A 22,572-nucleotide genomic window follows, 5' to 3' on the forward strand; every position below is an offset into this window, starting at 1 on the left:
GCGCCCCGACGGCGAGATCGAATTGACGGGGCGATCGTTGAGGTAGGGTTATCCGTCTCTGCCCGCACTGTCCGGTGTGCGCAGACGCCGATTCCTGGGCCGCGTGGGCGTCGCCGGAGCGGTCGGCACCGCCGGCTGCGGCTTCCGCGGGGGCGACACGACCGGGAACGGGCGACGGGACACGGGCGACGCCCCGTCCCGCCGCTTCCGGGTGCGCGACGACGGGTTCGAGGTCGCCGTCGACGGCGGCGGCTTCGATCCCCTCCCCGTCCGCGGGGTGAACCTCGGGATGGCCAAACCCGGGCGCTTCCCGGGCGAGGCGGCGATCACCCGCGCCGAGTACGACCGCTGGCTCGGGATGATGGGCGAGCTGAACGTCAACGTCGTCCGCGTGTACACCGTCCACCCGCCCGGGTTCTACCGGGCGCTCGCGGCGTACAACCGGTCGCACGCGGAGTCCATCTACGTCCTCCACGGCAACTGGATCGGCGAGGAGACCCTCCGCGAGGCCGGCGACGCCTCATCGCTGTCGGACGCCTTCGACCGCTCGATGCGACAGGTCGTCGACGCCGTCCACGGCGCGACGACGATCGAACCCGAGCCCGGCTACGCGAGCGGGACGTACGACGCGGACGTGAGCGACGCCGTCCTCGGGTACGTCGCCGGCATCGAGTGGCCCCCGGCGGTGGTCCGAGAGACGAACCGCGCGACCGACGCGACCGGCCACGACGGCGAGTACCTCACCGCGCCGGACGCCCCGCCGTTCGAAGCGTGGCTCGCGGCCCGCCTCGACGACGCGGTCGCGTACGAGGCCGACGAGTACGGCGCCCAGCGCCCGGCCGCGTTCACCAACTGGGTGACCACCGACCCGCTCGATCACCCCTACGAGCCGTTCGTCGACGAGGACTCGGTCTCCGTCGACCCCGACGCGATCGCCCCGACCGACGCGTACGACGCCGGGACGTTCGCGGCGTACCACGTCTACCCGTACTACCCGCCGCTGTTGAACGAGACGCCGGCGTACACCGAGTACGTCGACCACCGCGGCGAACCGAACAGCTACGCCGGGTACCTGAACGACCTCGTGGGCGCGACCGACCACCCGCTCCTCGTCGCGGAGTTCGGCATCCCCTCCTCGCGCGGGATCGCCCAGCGAGACGTCCACGGCCGCGATCAGGGTCGCCACACCGAGACCGAGCAGGGAGAGATCCTCGCCGCGATGTACGCGGACATCCGCGAGGCGGACACCGCCGGGGGGATCGTCTTCAGCTGGCACGACGAGTGGTTCAAGCGCACCTGGAACCTCGCGCCCTTCTCGGACCCGAACCGCCGGCCGTACTGGTCGAACGTCCAGACGCCCGAACAGCGGTTCGGGCTGCTCTCCTTCGACCCGGCGGGCGCCGTCCCCCTCGACGGGTCGCCCGAGGCGTGGGCGGACGCGACCGCCGCGACCCCCGAGCGCGACCCCGTCCGGATCGGTGACGGCGCGGACGCGAGCCGCGAGCTGACGGGGCTCCGCGTCACGAGCGACGCCGCCTCCCTCTCGATCAGGGTCGAACTCGCCGATCTCGACGGGGGCGTCGACTGGTCGGAGACGAACTACCTCCTCGCGCTCGGCCTCACGGACCCCGACGACAGGGTCCTCCCGTACGGCGCCGACGCGAGCGCGCCGGCCGACTTCGTCGTGCGGCTCGGGGGTCCCGAGGCCTCCCGCGTCACCGTCTTCCCCCGCTACGACGCGTTCGCGTACGAGTACGGAGCCGGGGCCGGACTCGATCTCGACGCCTATCGCGACCCGGAACCGGGCGCGTTCACGCCGCTCCGGATAGTCATCAACCGCGGCTACACCGTCCCGGAGACGGGCGAACGCGTCCCGTTCGAGTCGGTGGAGACCGGCCGGCTCCGCTACGGCAACGGCAACCCGGAGTCGCCCGAGTTCGACTCGCTCGCCGACGTTCACGTCTCGCCGTCGGACGACGCGATCGAGCTCCGGCTCCCGTGGCAACTGCTCAACGTCGCCGACCCGAGCCGCCGGCGGCGGCTGGGCGACTTCTGGACGGCGGGGCTCGACGCGTACGAGACGTTCGAGGCGATCGGCGTCGCCGCGGCCTCGTACGCCCCCGACGACGCAGGGGGGATGGCGGCCGAACTCGACGCCGAGACCAACTTCACGCACGCGATACCCGGCGTTGAGGGGAGTCGACTCCGGCCCCTCCAGTTCGCGCCACCGACGTGGGACCAGCCGGGATACACGGAGCGGCTCAAGGAGTCGGGCCGGATCGTCGGCGACGCGTTCGGGCGCTACGCGAACCGAGAGTGACGCGGTCGGCGCCGACCTACTCCGACAGCCGATCGCGGGTGACTGACTCGCCGAGGCCGGTCGTCTCGCCGGCGCCCAGTTTGACGCCCGCGTTCAACGAGGTGTTGATCCCGGTCTTCGCGCCGTCGCCGACGATCGCGCCGAGCTTCCGGCGGCCGGTGTCGACGCGGTCGCCTTTTACCGTGAGTCGCACGTTCTCGCCGTCGTGCCGCAGGTTCGCGACGTTCGTCCCGGCGCCGAAGTTGACGCCGCTGCCTAACACCGAGTCGCCGACGTACGAGAGGTGTCCGACCGACGCGTCGGCCATCAGCACCGAGTTCTTCACCTCGACCGAGTGGCCAACGTGGGCGTCCGGCCCCACCACGGTCGGCCCCCGGATATAGGCGTTCGGCCCCACGTCGGCGCCCTCGCGGATCAGCGCGGGGCCCTCGACGTACGCCCCGGAGCGCACCCGGGCCCCGTCCTCGACGACGATCGCTCCGTGGAGGTGAACATCCTCCTCGACGGCGCCGGCGTTTTCGACCCCCCCGTCCAACGCCGCGAGCGCCAGCTCGTTGGCCTCCAACAGCTCCCACGGGCGGCCGACGTCGAGCCACGTCCCCTCGTAGGGCGCCACGTCGATCCGATGGCCGTCGTCGAGCAGGAGCTCGATCGTCGTCGTGATCTCGTACTCGCCGCGCTCGCTCTCCGGGGTTCGGTCGACGTACTCGAACACCGCCGGCTCGAACGCGTAGCACCCGACGTTCGCGAGGGTCGTCGGCGGCTCGTCGGGCTTCTCGACGATCCCCGCGAGCGACCCGTCGGCGGCGGTCGACAGCACGCCGTACGCCCGCGGGTCCGCGACCTCCGTCGCCGCGACCGCGGTCCCCTCCGCGTCGGCGAGCGCCCGGGGGAGCGACGCATCCACGACCACGTCGCCGTTGAGCACGAGGAAGTCGTCGTCGACGACGGGCTCGGCCTGCGCGATGGCGTGGGCCGTCCCCAGCGCCTCCGCCTGCTCGACGTAGTGAATCGGTCGATCGCGGTACGACTCGCCGAGCGCGTCGCGGATCTCCTCGCCGCGGTAGCCGGTTACGACGACGAACTCGTCGACGACGTCGGCCGCGGTGTCGAACACCTGTTCGAGCAGCGAGCGGTCGCCGACCGGCAGGAGCGGTTTCGGGCAACGGTCCGTCAGCGGTCGCATGCGGGTCCCGCGGCCGGCCGCGAGCACGACTCCGTACATGCTCGGAGCCGACGGCGGGACGGGGTTTATCGGCTGTGGTCGGCGCCCTCGCCCGGCGAGGCGGCGAGGCGGCGCGGCGCTCGCCGTGTCCAACGACCGGGCCCCGCGACACCTGCGTCGACGCGACGGCCACATCCACGACTGCGTCGACCCGGGCGCCCCGCCGTCTCCGTAAGAGGCGGCCGATCACCGCCGAAATCGACACGATAATCCCGTCGCCGTGACCACACACGCCCATGCACGACAAGCGCGTCCTCGTGACGGGCGGCGCGGGATTCATCGGCTCGAACTTGGCGAACCGTCTCGCGGCCGACAACGACGTGATCGCGGTCGACGACACCTACCTCGGGACGCCCGAGAACCTCGCCGACGAGGTCGAGTTCGTCGAGGCCTCCGTGCTCGACGACGACTTCCCCGCCGACGTCGACGTCGTCTTCCACCTCGCCGCGCTCTCCTCGCGGAACATGCACGAGGAGAACCCTCAGCGCGGCTGTCGCGTCAACGTCGAGGGGTTCGTCAACACGGTCGAGCGCGCCTGCCGAGAGGGGTGCGAGACGGTCGTCTACGCCTCCACCTCCTCGATCTACGGGAGCCGCACCGAGCCCTCGCCCGTGGACATGGACGTGGAGGCCCACACCGCCTACGAGGCATCCAAGCTCGCGCGCGAGCGCTACGCCGAGTACTACGCCAACCACCACGAGATGGCGATGGCCGGGCTCCGCTTCTTCTCGGTGTATCAGGGGTTCGGCGGCAACGAGGAGCATAAGGGTGAGTACGCGAACACGGTCGCGCAGTTCGCGGACGCCATCGCTCACGGCGAGGCGCCCGAGCTGTTCGGCGACGGGAGCCAGACGCGCGACTTCACGCACGTCTCGGACGTGGCCCGGGCCTGCGAACTCGCCGCCGACCGCGAACTCACGGGCGTCTACAACGTCGGCACCGAGGAGGCGTACACGTTCAACGAGATGGTCGCGCTGATCAACGACGCGCTCGGCACCGACGTCGAGCCGGAGTACGTCGAGTGCCCCTTCGACGGCTACGTCCACGACACGATGGCCGACTACTCCGCCTTCCACGAGGCCACCGGCTGGGAGCCCGAGATCAGTTTCGAAGAGGGCGTCGAAATGGTGTGCGAGCCGTATGAGTAGGTCAGATCCACCCGTCCGGGATGACTTCGACGATCTCCGTTCGGTCGGTATACGCTTTGTCGATCCGCCGGACGGCGGTTAGCACGTCACCGACAGGCGGTTGATCGAGTTGGTGGAAGTACAGACAGCCACATCGCTCTGACAGTTCGAAGAAATCATCGTCTGCGGTCAACACGACGTACTCGTTTTTGCGAGCATACGCCGCGATGTCGGGATCGGTCGCACGCGGATCGAGCGCGTCACGGACGGTGACTGCTTGAAGATCTGGCGCTTCGATACAGGCGTCAACATAGCGACGTGCAACGTTCTGGTCGCAGAGCAGCCGCATCACTGCGGCGCGCGACTCAGGTCGTCTAGTCGCTCACGCGTCGCCGCCGCCTTCTCCGCGATTGCTTCCATCTCGTCGGGGTTCGCCTCGTAGTACTCGAGGGCGGCGGCGATCTCGTCGGCCGTCAGGTCGAATTCCTCGGCGACGGCCGCCGTCGACCACTCGTGTTCGCGGACCAGCGATCCAACCTGATGCACGCCGACGCGCGTCCCCTCCACCCGCGGCTTTCCGCCGAGCACGTTCGGCGTCGAAACCACCGGGATGGTCACGCTCATGGCTGCCTTTCTCCGTGAAGCGTCATAACGCTTTGGCGGAGATTTCGCTCGGCTGAGCCAACCTCTCGCTTGGTACTGACCGAAACCCACTCATTATAAACTGAGCCGTCTCAGTAGCGGCCGCTACATGTAGCCGAGGTCGCGCAGGCGCTCCATCAGGTCCTCCTTGTCCTGGGCACGGCCGGCGCGCTCGGTCGTATCTTCGAGGTCCTGGAGCCACGCGGGCTCCTCGGTCGTCTTCTCGGTGCTGACCTCGCTGCCGAGCGAGCGGAACCCGGCGAAGTACTTCGGCGAGATCGGGATGTCCTCCTGCGTGACGCCCTCGGGCAGGTCGTCGTCGGCCTGCGGGACGTACCCCTCGTCGGGGAACGCCTCGACGGTGTCGGGGACGACGTAGTTCCAGAAGGCGTCCCACACGTCGGCCTCCGCGAACTGCAGGATGGGCTGGATGCGGTCGTGCGGCGGGAACAGGTCGGGATCGTGCCGCGGCGAGAAGAACGTCTCGTCGGCGCGCGCCTCCTGCTCGTCCCAGCGAACTCCCGAGATCACGCCGTCGATGTCGTGGGCCTCGAGGGCGTTGTTGAGCGCGACCGTCTTCAGGAGGTGGTTCCCGACGTAGGTGTCCAAGAGGAACGGGAACGTGTCCTCCTCGAACTCGAGGATGTCGCGGATGTGGTGCTGGTTCTGCTCGTTCAGTTCGGCGACCGGGATGTCGTCGCCGGGCTCGAGGCCGTGTTCCTCGACGTACGCGCCGACGTCCTCGTTGCGGGCGTACACCAGTTCGATGTCCCACTCGTCGGCCCACCGCTCGACGAAGTCGGTGATGTCGTCGAAGTGCTGGAAGTGGTCGATGAACACCGCGGTCGGCTTCTCGTAGCCGAACTTCTCGGCCACCTGGTTGATGAAGTACAGCGTCAGCGTGGAGTCCTTCCCGCCGGTCCACATCACGGCCGGGTTGTCGTACTCCTCGAGCCCCTGCCGCGTGACCTCGATCGCCTTCTCGATCTTGTGTTGCAGCGACGGGTAGTCCGCCGGATCCTCGCCCTCGCCGTCGGCGTAGTCGACGTCGACGCTCGCCGGGAAGTCGTCGGTCATACGCCGGATATGTCTCCGTGGAAGGGAATAGGCCTTCTGAATCGGTTCGGCTTGCCAAGACACCCGGATAGCGGCGGCACTCGCCAGAACACAAGGGATTTGTCGACTCGAGGTCACCTCTCGTCCATGGGCTTGTTCGATCGGCTGCGCGGCGGCGACGACGAGCGCGTGGTCTTCCTCGGCATCGACGGCGTACCGTACGACCTCGTGCAGGATCACCCCGACGTCTTCGAGCACCTGACCGACATCGCCGAGGCGGGCTCTGCGGGGCGGTTGGAGAGCATCGTGCCGCCCGAGTCGAGCGCGTGTTGGCCGAGCCTCACGACCGGCGTGAACCCCGGCGAGACCGGCGTCTACGGCTTTCAAGACCGCGAGATCGGCTCGTACGAGACGTACGTCCCGATGGGGAAACACGTGTCGGCGACGCGGCTGTGGGACCGCGTCACCGACGACGGCCGCGACGCCACCGTGCTCAACGTCCCCGTCACGTTCCCGCCGTCGAGCCGGATCCAGCGGCAGGTGTCCGGGTTCCTCTCGCCCTCGCTCGACGCCGCCGCGAGCGACGACGCGGTCCGGCAGGTCCTCGAGGACCGCGACTACAAAATCGACGTGAACGCGAAGCTCGGCCACGACGACGACAAGACCGAGTTCGTCGAGAACGCGCACGCGACGCTCGACGCCCGCTACGACGTGTTCACCCACTACCTCGCGGAGGACGACTGGGACCTCTTCTTCGGCGTCTTCATGAGCACCGACCGGGTGAACCACTTCCTGTTCGGCGACTACGCGAACGACGGGGAGTACAAAGCCGAGTTCCTCGACTTCTACCGGAGCCTCGACGCGTACATCGGCGAGATCCGCGACGGACTCGACGACGACACGACGCTGATCGTCGCCTCCGACCACGGGTTCACCGAACTGGAGTGGGAGGTGAACTGCAACCAGTTCCTCGCCGACGAGGGGTGGCTCTCGTACGACGGCGACGACCACGACTCGCTCACCGATATCGACGACGAGACTCGGGCGTACTCGCTCATCCCCGGCCGCTTCTACCTCAACCTGGAGGGCCGCGAGCCGGAGGGCGTCGTCCCCGAGTCCGAGTACGAGCAGACGCGCGAGGAGCTCATCGCGGACCTCGAATCGCTCACCGGCCCGGACGGCCGGCAGGTGTGCAGGCGGATCGTGAAAGGCGAGACCGTCTTCGACGGCGACCACGACGAGATCGCGCCCGACCTCGTCGTCATCCCCGCCGACGGCTTCGACCTGAAGTCCGGCTTCTCCGGGAAGGAGGCCGTCTTCACCGAGGGGCCGCGCAACGGCATGCACAAGTTCGAGAACTCGCTCCTGTACTCGACCGACGCCGACCTCGACGTCGCGGGCTCGAACCTCTTCGACGTGACGCCGACGATCCTCGATCTACTGGGCGTCGATCACGACGAGGACGAGTTCGACGGCGCAAGCCTCCTGAACGCGTAGTCCGCCGTCCCGCGTCGCCGATTCACTATTTAAAACAGGTTTTTTAAACGTCGATCTCACTCGACCAGGGATCGACCTCGACCCGGGATCGACCTCGACCCCGTAGTCCGCCGCGGTCCCGCTCCATTCAGCTAATATTCCGGTAGAACGCGACCGAGTACGTCGCGTAGAACGCCCCGGCGATCCCGGTCAAGAGGACGTAGCCGATCGCGACCGCGGCGACGATCGCCGGGGTCGGCTCGATCGCGATGAGGTCCGCGAACGGGGAGCCGGGGGGCTGCTGGGGACCGAAGACGATCGACCCGGCCGCGGCCAACACTCCCACTAGCAGGCCGCCGATCGTGAGCAGAAGCGTGTAGCCGAGCGTGCTGAGGAGGTTCGATCGGACGAGCCCTGCGCTGCGGCGGAACCCGTCGACGAGTTCGGTGTCGTCGAGGACGACGGCGTGGGCGTAAAACTGGAGGAAGAAGGTGACGAGGAGGTACGCCAGAACCAGTCCGACCGCGACGATGCCGACGAGAATCAGTAGCGTCGGGTCGAAGCCGGCGGCCGGCGCGTCGACGGCCGCGGCGCCGTCACCGCCCATCCCGGCGACCGACCCGCCGATGACCACGATGAGCACGCCCATGAACGCGACGAACCCGAACACCATGTTCACCGCGAGCAGGGCGAAGTAGCCCAAGAGCAGCGGGACGTAGTTCGCCTTCCCGACCGCGATCAGCGTCCCGAGACGCGTCTTCCCCGCGGTCGCCTCGTCGGCCATGCCGAGCAGCCCGCCTTGGTAAAAGGGCAGGACGACGATCATCACGCCGAACGTGACGAGCGAAATCGCCGCCGCGAGCACCGGCCTGGTCGACTCAACGAGCAGATTCGGGAGCTGAAAGAGCCCGTACACCGCCGTGACGAGTACGAGTATCGGGTTGCGAACGATGCCACTGACTGCCGGGCGGAGGGATTGGAGGGCTGCCATAGCCGAACGTCTCTCTCGGGGTATATAAATCCAGATGACAGAAATAGAGAAAACCGCCTACCAGGTGAGCCCCTCGTAGGTGAGCCCCTCGCGGCGCTCGATCACCCGGCGGCCGTCGATCACGACCGGCTCCGCCATCGCGTCGAACGCGTCGTCGAGCGCCGCGAACTCGTCCCAGTCGGTGACGACGAGCGCCGCGCTCGCCCCGTCGAGTGCGTCGGGGGCCGCGTCCGCGTACGCCACGTCGGGGAACCGCTCGCGCATGTTCTCGGTCGCGACGGGATCGTAGCCGACGGCCTCGGCGCCCCGCTCTCGAAGCCCCTCGATGATCGGGATCGCGCGCGAGTTCCGGATGTCGTCGGTTCCGGGCTTGAACGCGAGCCCGAGGACCGCGACGCGCTCCCCGGCGACGTCGACGTGCGAGTCGAGCAGTTCGAGCATGCGCTCCGGTTGGCCGTCGTTCACCGCGACCGCGGCGTCGAGGAGCGCGGGCTCGTAGCCGGCGTCGCGGGCCGCGGCGCGGATGGCGTCGACGTCTTTCGGGAAGCAAGAGCCGCCCCACCCCACCCCCGAGCGCAGGAACTTCGCCCCGATCCGGTCGTCGAGACCGACCGCGTCCATCACCTCGTAGGCGTCGATCCCGAACTGCTTACAGACGTTCCCGAGGTCGTTCGCTAACGAGATCTTCGACGCGAGGAAGGCGTTGTTGGCGTACTTGATCATCACGGCGGTCTCGGGGTCGGTCCGGATGACCGGCACGTCCCCGCCGGTCGCGGCGAGAAGCGGCTCGTACAGCGTCTCCAATCGCTCCGTGGTCCGGTCGGACTCGGTTCCGAAGACGAGCTTGTCCGGGTGTTGGAAGTCGTCGACGGCGGTTCCCTCCCGGAGGAACTCTGGATTGGTCGCGAGCTCGACGCGGTCGGCCGCGTCGCCGGCGCCCGCGCGGAGCGCCTCGCGGACCTCCCCGACGCCCGGGGGCGTGATCGTGCTCTTGACGACGACGAGGTGGCGGTCGTCGGGATCTGCAGCCGAGGCGTCGCCGCCCGCCCCCGCCAGCGCCTCGCCGGTCATCTCCGCGGCCGCGGTGAGCCCGCCGAGGTCGATGCTCCCGTCCTCGTTCGACGGCGTGCCGATCGCGAGGAACGTCACGTCGGCGTCGGGGACGCCGTCGTACTCGGTCGTGGCGCGGAGCCGGTCGCCCGCGTGTTCGGCCAGGAGGTCGTCGAGGCCGGGCTCGTGGATGGCTGCGCGCCCCTCGTTGATCGCCGCGACCACGTCCGGGTCGATGTCGATCGCGGTCACATCGTGACCCGCGTCCGCGAGACAGGCCGCGAGGGTCGTTCCGACGTAGCCGCTGCCGACGACGGTAACTCGCATGCCGAAGCAAGCGCCCCCCGGCTCAAAGAACGTTCCGCGTCTCCGAACCCGGACCGCGTCCGGGCGATACTTACCCGCGGCTCCCCGAGACGAGGACATGTCCGAGGGACCGACATCGGGACCGGAGACGACCGACCCGCGACGACCGAAGTCGGACGAGCGCGTCGCTCGCGTCTCCCGCCGCTTCGGCTGGCTCCTCGTTTTCGCCCTGCTCGCGGTCCCGATGGCTGTGATCCCCGGCGACAACCTCACGGTGGTGAGCCTCTGGGGGTTCCTGAACACGTCGGGTCCGGGAGTCGCCGCCGGCGGCTACCCCGTGTGGGCGTACTTCCTCGACCAGCCGCGCCCGTTCGGCACGCTCCCGGCGTCGATCCGGGCGTGGCCGCTCGCGGTCGGCTTTCACCTGCTCGCGGCGGCCAGCGCGACGGCGGGGGTGGCGGTCGGGCGCGAGGACCGGCGGGTCACCGGCGGGCTCCTCGCGCTCGCCGCGGCGGCGAGCCTGTGGGTCTCCGTCGGCGTCGCGACCCGGTTCGGCGTCGGGACCACGTCCGGCTGGTTCGCCGTGATCCCGGTCGGCGCGCTCGCGACGCTGGCGGTCGCCGTCGGCGCGTACGGGCGCGACCTCCGCGGCATCGTCGAGGCCTGAGCGCGACGCGTTGCCGATGAGACGGTTTTTAACACCACGGACGCGGAATCAGGTTCCATGACCGACATCGGTGGGGTAGTGACGGTGAGCGGCGTCGCGGGCGTCGCGACGGGGCTCGGGGCGCTCCCGGTGTTCGTTCGGGCTCGCGTCACGCACCGGGTCTACGACGCCGCGCTGGGGCTCGCCGCCGGGCTGATGGCCGCCGCCAGCGTCTTCGGCCTGATCATCCCCGGAATGGAGGAAGGGACGCTCTCGGCGGTGATGACGGGACTGCTCCTCGGCGGCGGCGGCCTGCTCGCCGGGAACTACGCCATTCCCCACCTCCACGCGCAGTACCGCGAGTGGCTCCCCGAGGGTGGCGCGACCGGCGACGACGCCGCCGACGCCGCGGTCGACGACCGCGAGGTCACGCTCCGGAAGGCGCTGTTGATCGGCGGCGCGATCACCCTCCACAACGCCCCGGAGGGGTTGGCGATCGGCGTCGCGTTCGCGTCGGGGTTAGAGGAAGTCGCGCTGGTGCTCGCGGTCGTGATCGGCCTCCAGAACGTGCCCGACGGGTTCGCGTTCGCGGTGCCGATGGCGGACACCGGCATGTCGAACCTCCGAGTGCTCTGGTACACCACCCTCTCGGGAGTCGTCCCGCAGGTCGTCGCGTCCGTGTTCGGGTTCCTGCTCGTCGGGTTCGCGTCGGGGCTGTTTCCCGTCGCCTCCGGGTTCGCCGCGGGCGCGATGCTCGCCGTGGTGTTCCGGGAGCTGATCCCCTCCTCGCACGGCCACGGCCACGCCGACGCCGCGACCGGGGCGTTCCTCGTCGGCTTCGTGCTGCTGGTCGTCGTCGACGCGGTCGTCGTGGTGTGAGTCGTACAGAAGCGCGACGGCTTTTCGACGCGGCGCGCCCTGACCTCCGGACATGTCCACGACCGTCTCCACGCCCGACGCCGACGAGAGGTGCGCCCACTGCGGCTCGCGGATCTTCGAGCACGACCCGATCTGCGTGCGCGACTGCGACGAGGGCTGCGGCTCGCCGGCGTACTTCTGTAACTACGCGTGCCTCGCGGTCCACGTCGACGAGAACGACCTGACCGCTGGCGACGCCTGCGAGTGGTCGCCGGGGGAGTGAGAGCGGAGACGGAGCGGCTGCCAGCGGCCGCAGAACGTCGATATACCGCTCAGTCGCGATCGACGCCGGTGAACTCGAAGCGGGCACCGCCCGCCGCTCCCTCCGCCACGGCGACCGACCACCCGTGCGCCTCGACGATCTCGCGGACGATGGCGAGGCCGAAGCCGGTCCCGTCCTCGGCGGTCGTGTGGCCGGACTCGAAGACGTCGTCGCGCTCCGCCTCCGGGATTCCCGGCCCGTCGTCCTCGACGTAGAATCCGTCCGGGAGGTCGCCGACGGTGACGCTGACGTCCCCGCCCCCGTGTTCCACGCTGTTTCGGAACAGGTTGCCAAACAGCTGCCGGAGTCGGCTCGGATCGGCTCGTACCGTCCCCGACGCCTCGTTTCGGAGCGTTGCGCCCCTCGTGGCGACCGTTTGCCAGCAGCTGGACACGAACACGCCGAGCTCGACCGCCTCCTTCTCGTCGATGAGCTGTCCCTGTTTCGCGAGCGACAGGATGTTCTCGATCAGGTCCTCCATCCGCGCGTGGGCGTTCGCCACCGCCTCCATGTGGGGGTCGCCCTCGCACTCCGGTTCGATCATCTCCAAGTGACCGGTGGCGGTGTTGAGGGGGTTCCGAAGGTCGTGGCTCACGACCTCCGCGAACTCCTCGAGCTGACGGTTCTTCCGCCGGAGCTGCTCCTCCGCCCGCTTGCGGTCGGTAATGTCGAGGTACGCGCCGAGCGCCTCGTCGCGGCCGTCGCCCGCGAGGTGGGTCGCGACCAGCAGGAACGTGCGGCGCTCGCCGTTCGACGTCCGGCGGACGACCTCCCGATGGACCCGATCGCCATCCCGAATCCGTTCGTTGATCTCGCTCGCGGCGTCCGCGTCGTCCTCGTCGACGATGAACTCGTCCAGCGACGAGCCGACCAGCCGCTGTTCGCCGAAGCCGAACTGCTCTCTGAACGCGCAGTTCGTCTGTTCGACGAGCGGGTCGCCGCCGCTGAACTCGGAGAGGACGATCGGTACCGGAACCGCGTCGAGGAGCTGCTCGAAGCGGTCGCGCTCCTTCTCGGCGCGCTCCCGGTACGCGCGGAGCTCCGTGATGTCCTCGTTGACGGCGACGAGGCGGACGATCTTCCCGTCCGGATTCGTGATCGGCGATATCGTCTGCTTGACGACGTAGCGCTCGCCGTTTCGCCGCTCGTTGACGATCTCGCCGTGCCAGACCTCGCCGGAGAGGATCGTGTCCCAGAGCCGCTCGTAGAACTGCTGGTCGTGGACGCCGGACTGGAGGATGTTGGCGTTGCTCCCAACGGCCTCCTCGGCGCTGTATCCGGTCTGCTCCTCGAACGCGGCGTTCACGTACTGGATCGTGCCGCTGGTGTCGGTCCAGTAGATCGAGTGACCCGCGCTGCGAACGACCTCACGGAACGTCCGGAGCTCCATATCGGCCGAGTCGCCTCCGAGGCCGATCGGTTCGGCGGCGTCCTCGACACCGTCTTCGTCGGACGAGCGATCGGTGGAGTGCGAGGGACCCATCGTACGACCCGTTTATTTCTGGTGGCTCCGTTTACAGTTACCTGTTCCGGCGAGCGATCACTCGTTGTCCGGACTGCTCGGGTGGTAATCGGTGTCGTACTCTCCCGGGGTGGCGTCGACGCGGTCGGGGTTGATCCGGCCGGCGAGCAGCATGAAGTCGAGGACGGTGCAGTACAGCATCGCCTCGACGACGGGGACGGCCCGCGGCGGGAGGACGGGGTCGTGCCGGCCGACGACCTGGATCTCCTTCTCCTCGCCCGTCTCCCAGTCGGCGGAGCGCTGTTTCTTCGGGATCGAGGTGGGCGCGTGCCACGTCGCCTCCCCGTAGATGGGCTCGCCGGTGGTGATGCCGCCCTGGAGCCCGCCGTGGTCGTTGCCGACGGGGACCGGGTCGCCCGGTTCGCTCTCGACGTGGTCGAACGACTCGCCGTCGTCGAAGGTCCAGTCCTCGTTGCGCTCGCTGCCCGTCACGTTCACGGCCTCCTTCCCGAGCCCGAACTCGACGCCCGTGGTCGCGGGGATCGAGAACATCGCCTGCCCGAGCCGGGAGGGGAAGCCGTCGAAGCGCGGCGCACCGAGCCCGCGGGGGACGCCGCGGCACTCGAAGTAGATGGAGCCGCCGATGGAGTCGCCCTCCTCCTGGTACCGCTCGATCAGCTCTTGCATCTCGGCGGCCGCGTCGGGGTCGGCACAGCGCACGTCGTTCTCCTCGCTGTGCTCGAGCAGCTGCTCGAAGCTCACCTCGTCGGCCTCGACGTCGCCGATCTGGTTCACGTGCGCTTTGATCGCCACGTCGTACTCCGAGGCGTCGAGCACCTGCTCGGCGACCGCGCCGGCCGCGACCCAGTTCACCGTCTCGCGCGCCGAGGACCGTCCGCCGCCGCCCCAGTTGCGCGTGCCGAACTTCGCGGAGTAGGTGTAGTCGCCGTGGGAGGGGCGCGGCGCGGTGACGTACGGCTCGTACTTGCCCGATCGCGCGTCCTTGTTCTGGATCACCATCCCGATCGGCGTGCCGGTGGTGTACCCGTCCTGTACCCCGGAGTTGACGACGACCTCGTCGGGCTCGCCCCGGGAGGTCGTGATCATCGACTGCCCCGGCTTGCGCCGGTCGAGCTGTCCCTGAATGGCCTCCTCGTCGAGCTCGACGCCGGCGGGCACGCCCGAGACCGTCACGCCCATCGCGTCGCCGTGGCTCTCGCCGTACGTCGTCACCTGGAAGAGCCGACCGAACCGGTTCCCGTTCATACGCCACCGTATGGCCGAGGGCATATAGGGGTTGCAATCCGCGCAATAGACCGGGGTCTCGCCGCGACCGGAGATGGTTTATTAGCGGGCCGCGTTGACGTGAGCGTGCGCGATCGACTCACCTCAGACCTCGGTGTGTACGCTCTCTCCGGGCTGTTCTCGCTCGTCGTCTTCGTCGTCGCGCTGACGATCCTCTCGCGGACCCTCCCGGGCGGGCTCGGCTCCCGCCAGCTCGTCGGACTGGTGTTCGGCTATCTGCTTTTCACCGGCGCGTACGCCACCGCGTGGTTCATCTACAGCGAGATCGACAGCCGCGAGGAGATCTGACGCGGCTCGACCGCGGAGCGGGGTTCCGCCTGCCGAACGACTTTCACCCCGCCGCGAGACGGACCGGTATGACGTGGGACACCATCACGTTCGCCATCGACGACAGTGACGTGGCGACGATCACCGTCGACCGCCCGGCCCAGCTCAACGCCCTCACCGTCGACACGCTCGAAGCGATCGAGGCGGCGCTCGCGGAGGCCGAGGCGGCCGGGGCTCGCGCGCTCGTTCTCGCCAGCGCGGGCGACGAGGCGTTCGTCGCCGGCGCGGACATCTCCTACATGGTCGAGCTGTCGACCCCGGAGGCGCAGGCGTACGCCGAGCTCGGCCACCGCGTCGCGGACGCGATCGAGTCGTTTCCGGCGCCGACGGTCGCCGCGGTCGACGGGTACGCGTTCGGCGGCGGGTCGGAACTCGCGTTGGCCTGTGACCTCCGCGTCGCCGCCGAGAGCGCCGTGATCGGGCAGACGGAGATCGACCTCGGGATCATCCCCGGCTGGGGCGGGACGCAGCGGCTCCCGCGGCTGGTCGGCGACGAGACGGCGCGGCGACTCGTCTTCCTCGGCGAGCGGGTCGACGCGAGCGAGGCGGCCGATATCGGTCTCGTCGGCGAAGTCGTTCCGGACGACGCGTTCGACGACCGGATCGACGAGCTGGCGGCGGCGCTGGCCGCCAAGCCGGCGGTCGCGATGCGCGCGGCGAAGGAGGCGCTCAACGCCGCCCGCGACGGGAGCCAGGCGAACGGGCTCGCCTTGGAGCGCCGGGCGTGGGCCGGCCTGTTCGGCACGCACGACCAGCGCGAGGGAATGGCGGCGTTCGTCGAGAAGCGGGAACCGGAGTTCGAGTAGGCGCGTGTCGCTCTCCCTCGTCCCGTGCGATCGGTGTCCACGGGACCGGACAATCGCCACGCTTTATTAATCCGCCCGAGTACCCGCGACATGGACCAGTTGCGGCAGTCGCTCCTCGACGCGCCGATTATCGAGAAAGGCGAGTACCAGTACTTCGTCCACCCGATCAGCGACGGCGTTCCCATGCTCAAACCGGAGCTCCTCCGAGAGATCGTCATCCGGATCATCCGGAAGGCGGAGCTGGAGAACGTCGACAAGATCGTCACCCCGGCGGCGATGGGGATCCACATCTCGACCGCGCTCTCGCTGATGACCGACATCCCGCTGGTCGTCATCCGCAAGCGTCAGTACGGCCTCGACGGCGAGGTGCCGCTGTTCCAGGAGACCGGCTACTCCGAGTCGGAGATGTACATCAACGATGTGGAGGAGGGCGACCGCGTCCTCGTTCTCGACGACGTGCTCTCGACGGGCGGCACGATGAAGGCGATCATCGACGCCCTCACCGACGAGGTCGGCGCCGACGTCGTCGACGTCGTCGCGGTGATCAAGAAGGCGGGCGAAAACGAGCTCGACAAGACCGACTACAACGTGAAGACGCTCATCAACGTCACCGTCGAGGACGGCGAAGTCGTGATCGTCGACGCCCACGGCGACGACTGAGCGCCTCTTCAGCTTTTTCCCTTCCTCCCTTCCCGCTCCCTTACTCACTCCGCGCCCGGAGGTCGGCGAGCACGCTCGCGGTGCCGTCCATGTACGACTCCTCCAGAACGACGTCGGCGGCGTCGCGGGCGGCGACGTCGGCGTTGGCGACCGCGTACGACTCGCCGGCGACCGCGAAGGTGGAGACGTCGTTCTCGCTGTCGCCGATCGCGACGAACTCGTCGGGGTCGACATCGAGAGTGTCACCGACGCGCTCGAGCCCGCGCCCCTTGCTCACGCCCGTCGACTTGACGTGGTACGCGTAGCCGGTGTCGACGACTTCCACGTCGCCGCCGGCTGCAGCGGTGACCTCGCGCAGCAGCGTCTCGTCGACGTCGAGCGACAGCGCCACCTCGGTCTCGCGCCAGCGGTTCACCGTGTCGCGCCCGCCCCATCCCAGGTCGCCGCCGCGTTCGCGGAACGCCTCGACGACGGCCCGCGGGGCCTCGGGGTCGCCGAGGACGGCCGTCTCGCCGGCGACGTGCACGACGCCGCCGTTCTCGGCGATAACGGTCTCCGCGCGCCCGAGGAAGTGCGCCAACGCGACCGGGTAGGGAAACGCCTTCCCGGTCGCGAGCACCACCGGCGCGTCCCAGTCGGGCAACAGCTCGAAGGCGCGCGCGTCGATCCGACCGCTCGCCGTCGTCAGCGTCCCGTCGATATCTAACGCGAGGGGCGGAACCATACCGGGAGGTGAGGGCACGACGCGCAACTGTCTTGCGTTCGCGGACGGTCCGCGAGGCGGCGAGAGAAAGGACGGCGGAGCCGGCTCACACCGACCACGAGGGTCGATCGAACAGCTCGCGGAACACGAGCGTCGGGAACCGGGGGACGAGCCGACTGGGCGGTCGTCCCTTCCCGTCGCTCCGGTGCGCCGTCACCCGGTCGAGCAGGCCGGCGTCGGCGAGTTCGTAGAGGACGCGCCGCACCGTCGAGGGCGAGAGGTCGACCGCCTCGCGCGAGGCGATCGTCTCGGTCGCGGCGCTCACCGACGCCCGGTCGTCGTCGGTCAGGCTCACGAGCTCGTAGAGGAGCCGCCGCCGGCTCTCCGAGAGCGCGAGGACCCGTCCGAGCGCGACGCCCGGGCGCGGGACCGCTTCGATCCCCCCGTCGAGGTCCTCGGGCCGCACCGTCGAGGCGCCGGCGCGCTCCGCCGTGATGGCCGCGCCGGCGATCGCGGCGAACGCGTCGTGCGCGTCCCCCTCGGCCCACTCGCTCACCTCGCGGATCTGGTCGTGGGTGAGCGCGTCCCGGCCGAGCCCGGTGGAACACCGGCTCGTCAGCAGTTCGACGAGCACGTGCCGCCGGTACGGCTCGAACGCCACCGCCTCGTCGGGCGTCCACTCGATCTCTCCCGGCTCCTCACGGCCGAGACACACCGGAACGACCCGGTCGCTAACGGCCCCGAGCCACTCGACGACCGCGCTCGCGTCCGGCGTCTCCGCCTCGTTGACGTGATCGACCGCGACGACCAGATCCGGCCCGGTGTCGACGGCGTCGCGCAGGGACTCGACCAGCTCGTCCGTGCCGACCCCGTGTTCGGGGACCGCCTCGTCGCTGACCGCGTCGAGGGCGGCGTGACAGAGCCGGAACCGCGTCGACGCCCGCCGCGCGTCGACGTAGACGAACCCGGGGAGCGTCGGTTCGACCGCGCGCGTCGAGGTCTGGATCGCTCGTCGCGGGCCGCTGTGTGAGGCGAGCCGTTCGAACAGCTCGGTGACGATCGCCGACTTCCCGCTTCCCTTCGGCCCGTGGACGTAGGCGCTCGGCGGGAGCGACCCGGCGAAGGCCGGTTCGAACACGTCGAGGAGCCGCTCGATCGCCGGCCCTCGCCCGACCGGCGGACCGGTGTGTGACACCGGCGAGACGGCGTCGATGTCCACGAGGACGCCGGCCCCCACGTCGTAGCCGAGCCGGCGCTCGATACGGTCGTCGATGTTCACGGGCGCCCCTCCTGCGTGTTCGGATAAAACTGGCACGAACCGCGGGAGTTCCGGCCTCGGAGTGGCGGTCGCCAGTCCGGGGTCACCAGTGGTCGGGTTTGTACCGGTTGATGAGCACCGTCGAGATGATGAACATGACCCCGCTGATGAGGCCGGTTATCAGCCCGACGAGGAGTCGAACGCCGGCGGTTCCTTCCGAGACGATCGCCGTCACGACCGCCACAACCGCGATCACCACGAGGAGGTTCCGGCGATCCCGCCGCTCGAACCCCAGCCGATCCAACATACCACGTCATCCTCGGCGCGGCGTTTAAATACCTCACGTTCAGTCCGCGGTCAGCACACGGCGATCGTGCGCTCTCCTCGACGGTCGTCGCCGTCGGCCGCGCGGCTCCGCTCCGATGGAAACCTATACGACCGTCGGGCGAACTACCCCGGGTATGTCGAACGATCCGGCCGTTGAGACGCTCCACACGGTCGACGACCGAAGCAAAGTGGTCGCCGTCTTGGCGACGCTGGTCGCGTTCGGGTCCGGCATGCTCACCATCGGCGACATCGAGTTCGTCTCGATCGCCGCAGCCGCGGTCGGGGTCGGTGTCCGGTTCGCGTCGGTCTGGTGGGGCGCCCGCGCGTTCGTCGACGGCGATTCGGCGGCAATCGCCGACCAGCCGACGGCCGGGAGCTACCACCACGGCGCGATCGGCATCGCGCTCGCGACCGCTGGCGGACTCGCACTGATCGCCCGTTCTCTCGGCGTCGGGGCGTCGGCGGTTGCCGTCGGCGCCGTTGCGGTGGCTGGTGTCGCGTTTCTCGGTCTCTCGGTATTGCTCCCCGATTGACGGTCGCATCCGCTCGCGCTCGTCTCGACAGCTGCCGCTGTCGAGATGGTTCCAACCGACCGCGGGTGAGCGAAGTGACATAATAAAACCTGCCGAGATCGGGGGCGCGTTAGATCCCTGTCCCGGGGATCCAGACGGCCCAGTTGAGCAATCCAGCGATGACCAGCAGTCCGAGCACCAGCGTCCAGACCACGATGGCGGCCGCCGGCGGGTCGAAGTGCGTGTCGGAGTGCGCGTAGAACACGCGCTGAGACGCCTCACCGACGACCGCGGAGAACAGCCCGAACACTGCACCGAACAGCAGCGCGGGCGCGGCGCCGAACGCGAGGGGCGCCGTCAAGTCCGCCGCAGAGAGGTCGGTCAGCATCAGGATCCCCCCCTCCCACGTGGAGAGGAAGGCGGTCGCTCCGGCCAGCGTCATGTGGTGTGTGACCGGGATCCGGTCGACGCCGAGGTTCAAGAACAGCAGCGACGCCGCACTGATTCCGAACCCGGCGAACACGGCGATGAGGCCGTGCCCGCCGCTGATCATGTTGTACGTGATGACGCCGGAGGCGAGACCGGCGAAGAAGCCGATCGCCGCGACGTGCGACCACTTGTACATGTTCGGGAGCCACGGTTCAACGGCGAGGCGGTCCTCGCTGGCCTTTTCGCCGTCGCCCTTGACCTCACCGGGATCGCGCATCTCCTCGCGCTCGAACGGCCCCATGTCGAAGTAGCCGTTCGCCTTGTCGCTCACCTTACCGACGATGCTGTACCCGAAGACGGCTCGGACCACGATCGCGCTGATGACGATGCTCACCGGGATCGGGTCGACCGGTAGCGCGAGCTGCCGGGAGAGCTGTTCGATAAGGACGCCGAAGACGCCGAAGACGGCGCCGACCGCGAGGATGTCCGGCTTACTCCCCAACGCGAAGCCGATGTCCTTCGCGTTGTGATAGTCGAATCCGGACTCCATGTATCCCTTGTTGGCCGCGTACCCAGCGGCTGCGACACCTCCCGCGAAGGAAATGTGCGGACCGAACACCGGACCGAAGCCCACGTCGACGCCGAAACCGCCGCCGCCGAGCGAGCCGCCGATCACGAGGAAGCCCGTGAAGATGAACGCGGGGAGCGCACCGAGCGCCGCCCCGAACGCGCCCCCGGCGAGCGCGCCGAGGAGGATCCCCGGGTTGGTGAGGCTCTCGATGACGTCGGTCGGCGCACCGGGCTCGTATCCGACCTGTAGCACGGTGTCGGCCGCGATGGCCAGATCCGGAACCAGTTCGACGCTCATCTATTCGTCCTCCTCGTCGTCCTGTGCCCAGTTGCGGGAGCGATCGACCGCGTCGTCCCACCGGCTGTACAGCTTGTCGACGTCCGCCTGGTCCTTCTCGGGACTGAACTCGCGGTCCACCTGCCAGTTGTCGCGGAGTTCGTCGACGTTGTCCCAGTACCCCACGGCGAGCCCGGCGGCGTACGCCGAGCCGAGCGCGGTCGTCTCGTCCACTTCGGGTCGGGCGATGTCCGTCTGGATGATGTCGGACTGGAGCTGACAGAGGAAGTTGTTCTTGACCGCGCCGCCGTCGACACGGAGGCTGGTCGTCTCGACGCCGGAGTCGGCCTCCATGGCCTCCGCCACGTCGCGGGTCTGATACGCGATGCTCTCGAGCGTCGCCCGCACGATGTGCTCCTTGCTCGTCCCGCGGGTCATGCCGACGATGGTCCCGCGAGCGCGGCCGTCCCAGTGCGGGGCGCCGAGCCCGGTGAACGCCGGGACCATGTAGACGCCGTCGGTCGAGTCGACCGACCGCGCCAGCTCCGCGGTCTGGGCCGCGTTGTTGATCAGGTCGACGTCCTCGAGCCACTCGATCGCGGCGCCGGTGATGAAGATCGAGCCTTCGAGCGCGTACTGGACCGGCTCGCCGGACATCTGGAACCCGATGGTCGTCAGGAGCCCGTGGTCGGACTTGACGGCCTCGTTGCCCGTGTTCATCAGGTAGAACGAGCCGGTGCCGTAGGTGTTCTTCGCGTCGCCCTCGTCGAAGCAGGTCTGGCCGAACAGCGCGGCCTGCTGGTCGCCGAGCGCGCCGGCGACCGGGACCTCCTCGCCGAGGAAGCCGTCCGCGTCGGTGTGGCCGTAGTAGTCCTCGTCGGAGGAGGGTCGTACCTCGGGCACCATCTCCTTCGGCACGTCGAACTCCTCTAAGAGCTCGTCGTCCCACTCCATATCCCGGATGTTGTACAGCATCGTCCGGGAGGCGTTGGTGACGTCGGTGATGTGGTTCCCCGTCAGGTTGTAGATGAGCCACGCGTCGATCGTCCCCATGATGAGCTCGCCTTCGCGGGCTCGGTCACGGAGGTCGCCGCCCCGAGAGCTCTGCATCTTGAGCGGCTCGGCGTTGTCGAGGATCCACTCGGTCTTGGTCGCGGAGAAGTACGCGTCGGCTTCGAGGCCGGTCTTATCGCGGATCTCCTCGACCTTGTCCGCCTCCTGCAGCTCCTCGACGCGGTCCGTCGTCCGGCGGTCCTGCCACACGAGGGCGTTGTGGACCGGCTTTCCGGAGTCTTTGTCCCATACGATCGTCGTCTCGCGCTGGTTCGTGATCCCGATCGCTTCGAGCTGGTTCGCTTCCAGCCCCGCGTCCGCGAGGCCGTCGAGGACGACCTGCTGTGTGTTCTCCCAGATCTCGATGGGGTCGTGCTCGACCCACCCCGGGTTGGGGTAGATCTGTTCGTGCTGTTCGTACGCGTTCGCGACGACCTGGCCCTCATGGTCGAACACCATGAAGCGGGTACCGGTCGTCCCCTGGTCTATCGCACCGACATACTGTGTCATGTATTGGATCCCTCCTGTGGCGCTGGTCCGTTCACGTCGTCGACGCCGACCGCACCGCGAGCGTCGACGGGGGACGCCGTTCGTCCCCGGGCCGCCGACTGCGACACCCTATCCGCCCTGTGGCCGGGCGAGCCGCCGTTCGCGCCTCGCCCGGCGAGTTGGTGTCACCGCCGCCGCGGCATATCTTCACGAAAGCTACCACGCCACTCGTGAACATAATGTACTACCATAATAATCTTCCTGTTAAAATCCGGTATTCTCCGGTGTCGAAAAAGTTGATATATAAATAGACCGCTGTCGACAACGATTGTACTACTTGAACATCCCTGATTGTTATGCTTGGCTCCAAGCAGG

Annotated in this window: 23 protein-coding genes; 10 read left to right on the forward strand and 13 right to left on the reverse strand. The window is 68.8% G+C overall.

All coding sequences use genetic code 11. From position 1 onward, the window contains the following. The first annotated feature begins 76 nt into the window (after positions 1–76). Positions 77–2,320 (forward strand): hypothetical protein, encoded by a 2,244-nt coding sequence (locus ACT4MF_RS13500; RefSeq protein WP_444682997.1) that lies wholly within the window; start codon positions 77–79, stop codon positions 2,318–2,320. Positions 2,321–2,336: 16 nt separating this feature from the next. Here the strand turns inward: ACT4MF_RS13500 and glmU are convergent, their stop codons facing one another. Continuing rightward, positions 2,337–3,545 carry a bifunctional sugar-1-phosphate nucleotidylyltransferase/acetyltransferase gene (gene glmU, locus ACT4MF_RS13505; RefSeq protein WP_444682998.1) on the reverse strand — a complete coding sequence of 403 codons (1,209 nt, stop codon included), beginning with the start codon at positions 3,543–3,545 and terminating at the stop codon, positions 2,337–2,339. A 236-nt stretch (positions 3,546–3,781) separates the two neighbouring features. Here glmU and ACT4MF_RS13510 point away from each other — a divergent pair, with 236 nt between their 5' ends. Next, on the forward strand, positions 3,782–4,693 hold the full coding sequence (locus ACT4MF_RS13510) for an NAD-dependent epimerase/dehydratase family protein (protein WP_444682999.1): 912 nt from the start codon (positions 3,782–3,784) through the stop codon (positions 4,691–4,693). A 1-nt stretch (position 4,694) separates the two neighbouring features. On the opposite strand, the gene ACT4MF_RS13515 is transcribed toward ACT4MF_RS13510, so the two are convergent. From ACT4MF_RS13515 to ACT4MF_RS13525, 3 genes are all read right to left on the reverse strand, one after another. Beyond that, positions 4,695–5,021, reverse strand: a complete 327-nt coding sequence (locus ACT4MF_RS13515) for a DUF5615 family PIN-like protein (protein ID WP_444683000.1) — start codon at positions 5,019–5,021, stop codon at positions 4,695–4,697. Then, on the reverse strand, positions 5,021–5,296 hold the full coding sequence (locus ACT4MF_RS13520) for a DUF433 domain-containing protein (protein ID WP_444683001.1): 276 nt from the start codon (positions 5,294–5,296) through the stop codon (positions 5,021–5,023). The genes ACT4MF_RS13515 and ACT4MF_RS13520 overlap by 1 nt, the downstream gene beginning before the upstream one ends. Before the next feature lie 123 nt (positions 5,297–5,419). Next, a complete protein-coding gene (locus ACT4MF_RS13525; protein ID WP_444683002.1) occupies positions 5,420–6,391 on the reverse strand; it encodes a phosphoadenosine phosphosulfate reductase family protein in 972 nt (323 codons plus the stop codon). A 126-nt stretch (positions 6,392–6,517) separates the two neighbouring features. Between ACT4MF_RS13525 and ACT4MF_RS13530 the strand changes: the two genes are divergently transcribed. Then, positions 6,518–7,867 carry an alkaline phosphatase family protein gene (locus ACT4MF_RS13530; protein ID WP_444683003.1) on the forward strand — a complete coding sequence of 450 codons (1,350 nt, stop codon included), beginning with the start codon at positions 6,518–6,520 and terminating at the stop codon, positions 7,865–7,867. Between the two features lie 127 nt (positions 7,868–7,994). Here ACT4MF_RS13530 and ACT4MF_RS13535 read toward each other — a convergent pair whose 3' ends face one another. Further along, entirely contained in the window at positions 7,995–8,837 is an 843-nt protein-coding gene (locus ACT4MF_RS13535) for a DUF7847 domain-containing protein (protein ID WP_099255066.1), read from the reverse strand. Positions 8,838–8,894: 57 nt separating this feature from the next. Next, complete coding sequence (gene aglM, locus ACT4MF_RS13540; protein ID WP_444683004.1) at positions 8,895–10,214, reverse strand: UDP-glucose 6-dehydrogenase AglM; 1,320 nt, start codon at positions 10,212–10,214, stop codon at positions 8,895–8,897. A gap of 97 nt (positions 10,215–10,311) precedes the next feature. On the opposite strand from aglM, the gene ACT4MF_RS13545 reads away from it, so the two are divergent. Genes ACT4MF_RS13545 through ACT4MF_RS13555 form a run of 3 tightly spaced genes read left to right on the forward strand, consistent with a single transcriptional unit; the run spans position 10,312 to position 11,980 of the window. After that, the gene (locus ACT4MF_RS13545) at positions 10,312–10,860 is read left to right on the forward strand and encodes a TIGR04206 family protein (protein ID WP_444683005.1); all 549 of its coding nucleotides are present in this window, start codon (positions 10,312–10,314) and stop codon (positions 10,858–10,860) included. Between the two features lie 57 nt (positions 10,861–10,917). Further along, positions 10,918–11,718, forward strand: coding sequence for a ZIP family metal transporter (locus ACT4MF_RS13550; protein WP_444683006.1), 801 nt, complete (start codon positions 10,918–10,920; stop codon positions 11,716–11,718). 52 nt (positions 11,719–11,770) lie between these two features. Next, positions 11,771–11,980 carry a hypothetical protein gene (locus ACT4MF_RS13555; RefSeq protein ID WP_444683007.1) on the forward strand — a complete coding sequence of 70 codons (210 nt, stop codon included), beginning with the start codon at positions 11,771–11,773 and terminating at the stop codon, positions 11,978–11,980. 49 nt (positions 11,981–12,029) lie between these two features. On the opposite strand, the gene ACT4MF_RS13560 is transcribed toward ACT4MF_RS13555, so the two are convergent. Both ACT4MF_RS13560 and aroC read right to left on the reverse strand, forming a co-directional pair. Next, complete coding sequence (locus ACT4MF_RS13560) at positions 12,030–13,502, reverse strand: PAS domain S-box protein (RefSeq protein ID WP_444683008.1); 1,473 nt, start codon at positions 13,500–13,502, stop codon at positions 12,030–12,032. Positions 13,503–13,559: 57 nt separating this feature from the next. Next, complete coding sequence (gene aroC, locus ACT4MF_RS13565; RefSeq protein WP_099255381.1) at positions 13,560–14,747, reverse strand: chorismate synthase; 1,188 nt, start codon at positions 14,745–14,747, stop codon at positions 13,560–13,562. 105 nt (positions 14,748–14,852) lie between these two features. Here aroC and ACT4MF_RS13570 point away from each other — a divergent pair, with 105 nt between their 5' ends. From ACT4MF_RS13570 to hpt, 3 genes are all read left to right on the forward strand, one after another. Next, the gene (locus ACT4MF_RS13570) at positions 14,853–15,074 is read left to right on the forward strand and encodes a hypothetical protein (protein ID WP_444683009.1); all 222 of its coding nucleotides are present in this window, start codon (positions 14,853–14,855) and stop codon (positions 15,072–15,074) included. Between the two features lie 68 nt (positions 15,075–15,142). Further along, positions 15,143–15,919 carry an enoyl-CoA hydratase/isomerase family protein gene (locus tag ACT4MF_RS13575; protein ID WP_444683010.1) on the forward strand — a complete coding sequence of 259 codons (777 nt, stop codon included), beginning with the start codon at positions 15,143–15,145 and terminating at the stop codon, positions 15,917–15,919. Positions 15,920–16,009: 90 nt separating this feature from the next. Next, positions 16,010–16,579 (forward strand): hypoxanthine/guanine phosphoribosyltransferase, encoded by a 570-nt coding sequence (gene hpt, locus ACT4MF_RS13580; RefSeq protein WP_099255384.1) that lies wholly within the window; start codon positions 16,010–16,012, stop codon positions 16,577–16,579. Between the two features lie 40 nt (positions 16,580–16,619). On the opposite strand, the gene ACT4MF_RS13585 is transcribed toward hpt, so the two are convergent. The 3 genes from ACT4MF_RS13585 to ACT4MF_RS13595 form a co-directional block, all read right to left on the reverse strand. Then, a complete protein-coding gene (locus tag ACT4MF_RS13585; RefSeq protein ID WP_099255385.1) occupies positions 16,620–17,303 on the reverse strand; it encodes an HAD hydrolase family protein in 684 nt (227 codons plus the stop codon). Positions 17,304–17,388: 85 nt separating this feature from the next. After that, a complete protein-coding gene (locus tag ACT4MF_RS13590) occupies positions 17,389–18,561 on the reverse strand; it encodes a Cdc6/Cdc18 family protein (RefSeq protein WP_099255386.1) in 1,173 nt (390 codons plus the stop codon). Between the two features lie 82 nt (positions 18,562–18,643). After that, on the reverse strand, positions 18,644–18,847 hold the full coding sequence (locus ACT4MF_RS13595) for a hypothetical protein (RefSeq protein WP_099255387.1): 204 nt from the start codon (positions 18,845–18,847) through the stop codon (positions 18,644–18,646). A 154-nt stretch (positions 18,848–19,001) separates the two neighbouring features. Between ACT4MF_RS13595 and ACT4MF_RS13600 the strand changes: the two genes are divergently transcribed. After that, the gene (locus ACT4MF_RS13600; RefSeq protein ID WP_099255388.1) at positions 19,002–19,400 is read left to right on the forward strand and encodes a hypothetical protein; all 399 of its coding nucleotides are present in this window, start codon (positions 19,002–19,004) and stop codon (positions 19,398–19,400) included. A gap of 109 nt (positions 19,401–19,509) precedes the next feature. Here the strand turns inward: ACT4MF_RS13600 and ACT4MF_RS13605 are convergent, their stop codons facing one another. Continuing rightward, positions 19,510–20,676, reverse strand: coding sequence for a DUF7973 family transport facilitator (locus tag ACT4MF_RS13605; protein ID WP_099255389.1), 1,167 nt, complete (start codon positions 20,674–20,676; stop codon positions 19,510–19,512). Next, a complete protein-coding gene (gene glpK / locus ACT4MF_RS13610) occupies positions 20,677–22,218 on the reverse strand; it encodes a glycerol kinase GlpK (RefSeq protein ID WP_099255390.1) in 1,542 nt (513 codons plus the stop codon). Positions 22,219–22,572: the final 354 nt, after the last annotated feature.

It is taken from the genome of Halorubrum sp. FL23 (assembly GCF_052439115.2).
In the GTDB taxonomy this organism is placed as follows: Archaea; Halobacteriota; Halobacteria; order Halobacteriales; family Haloferacaceae; genus Halorubrum; species Halorubrum persicum.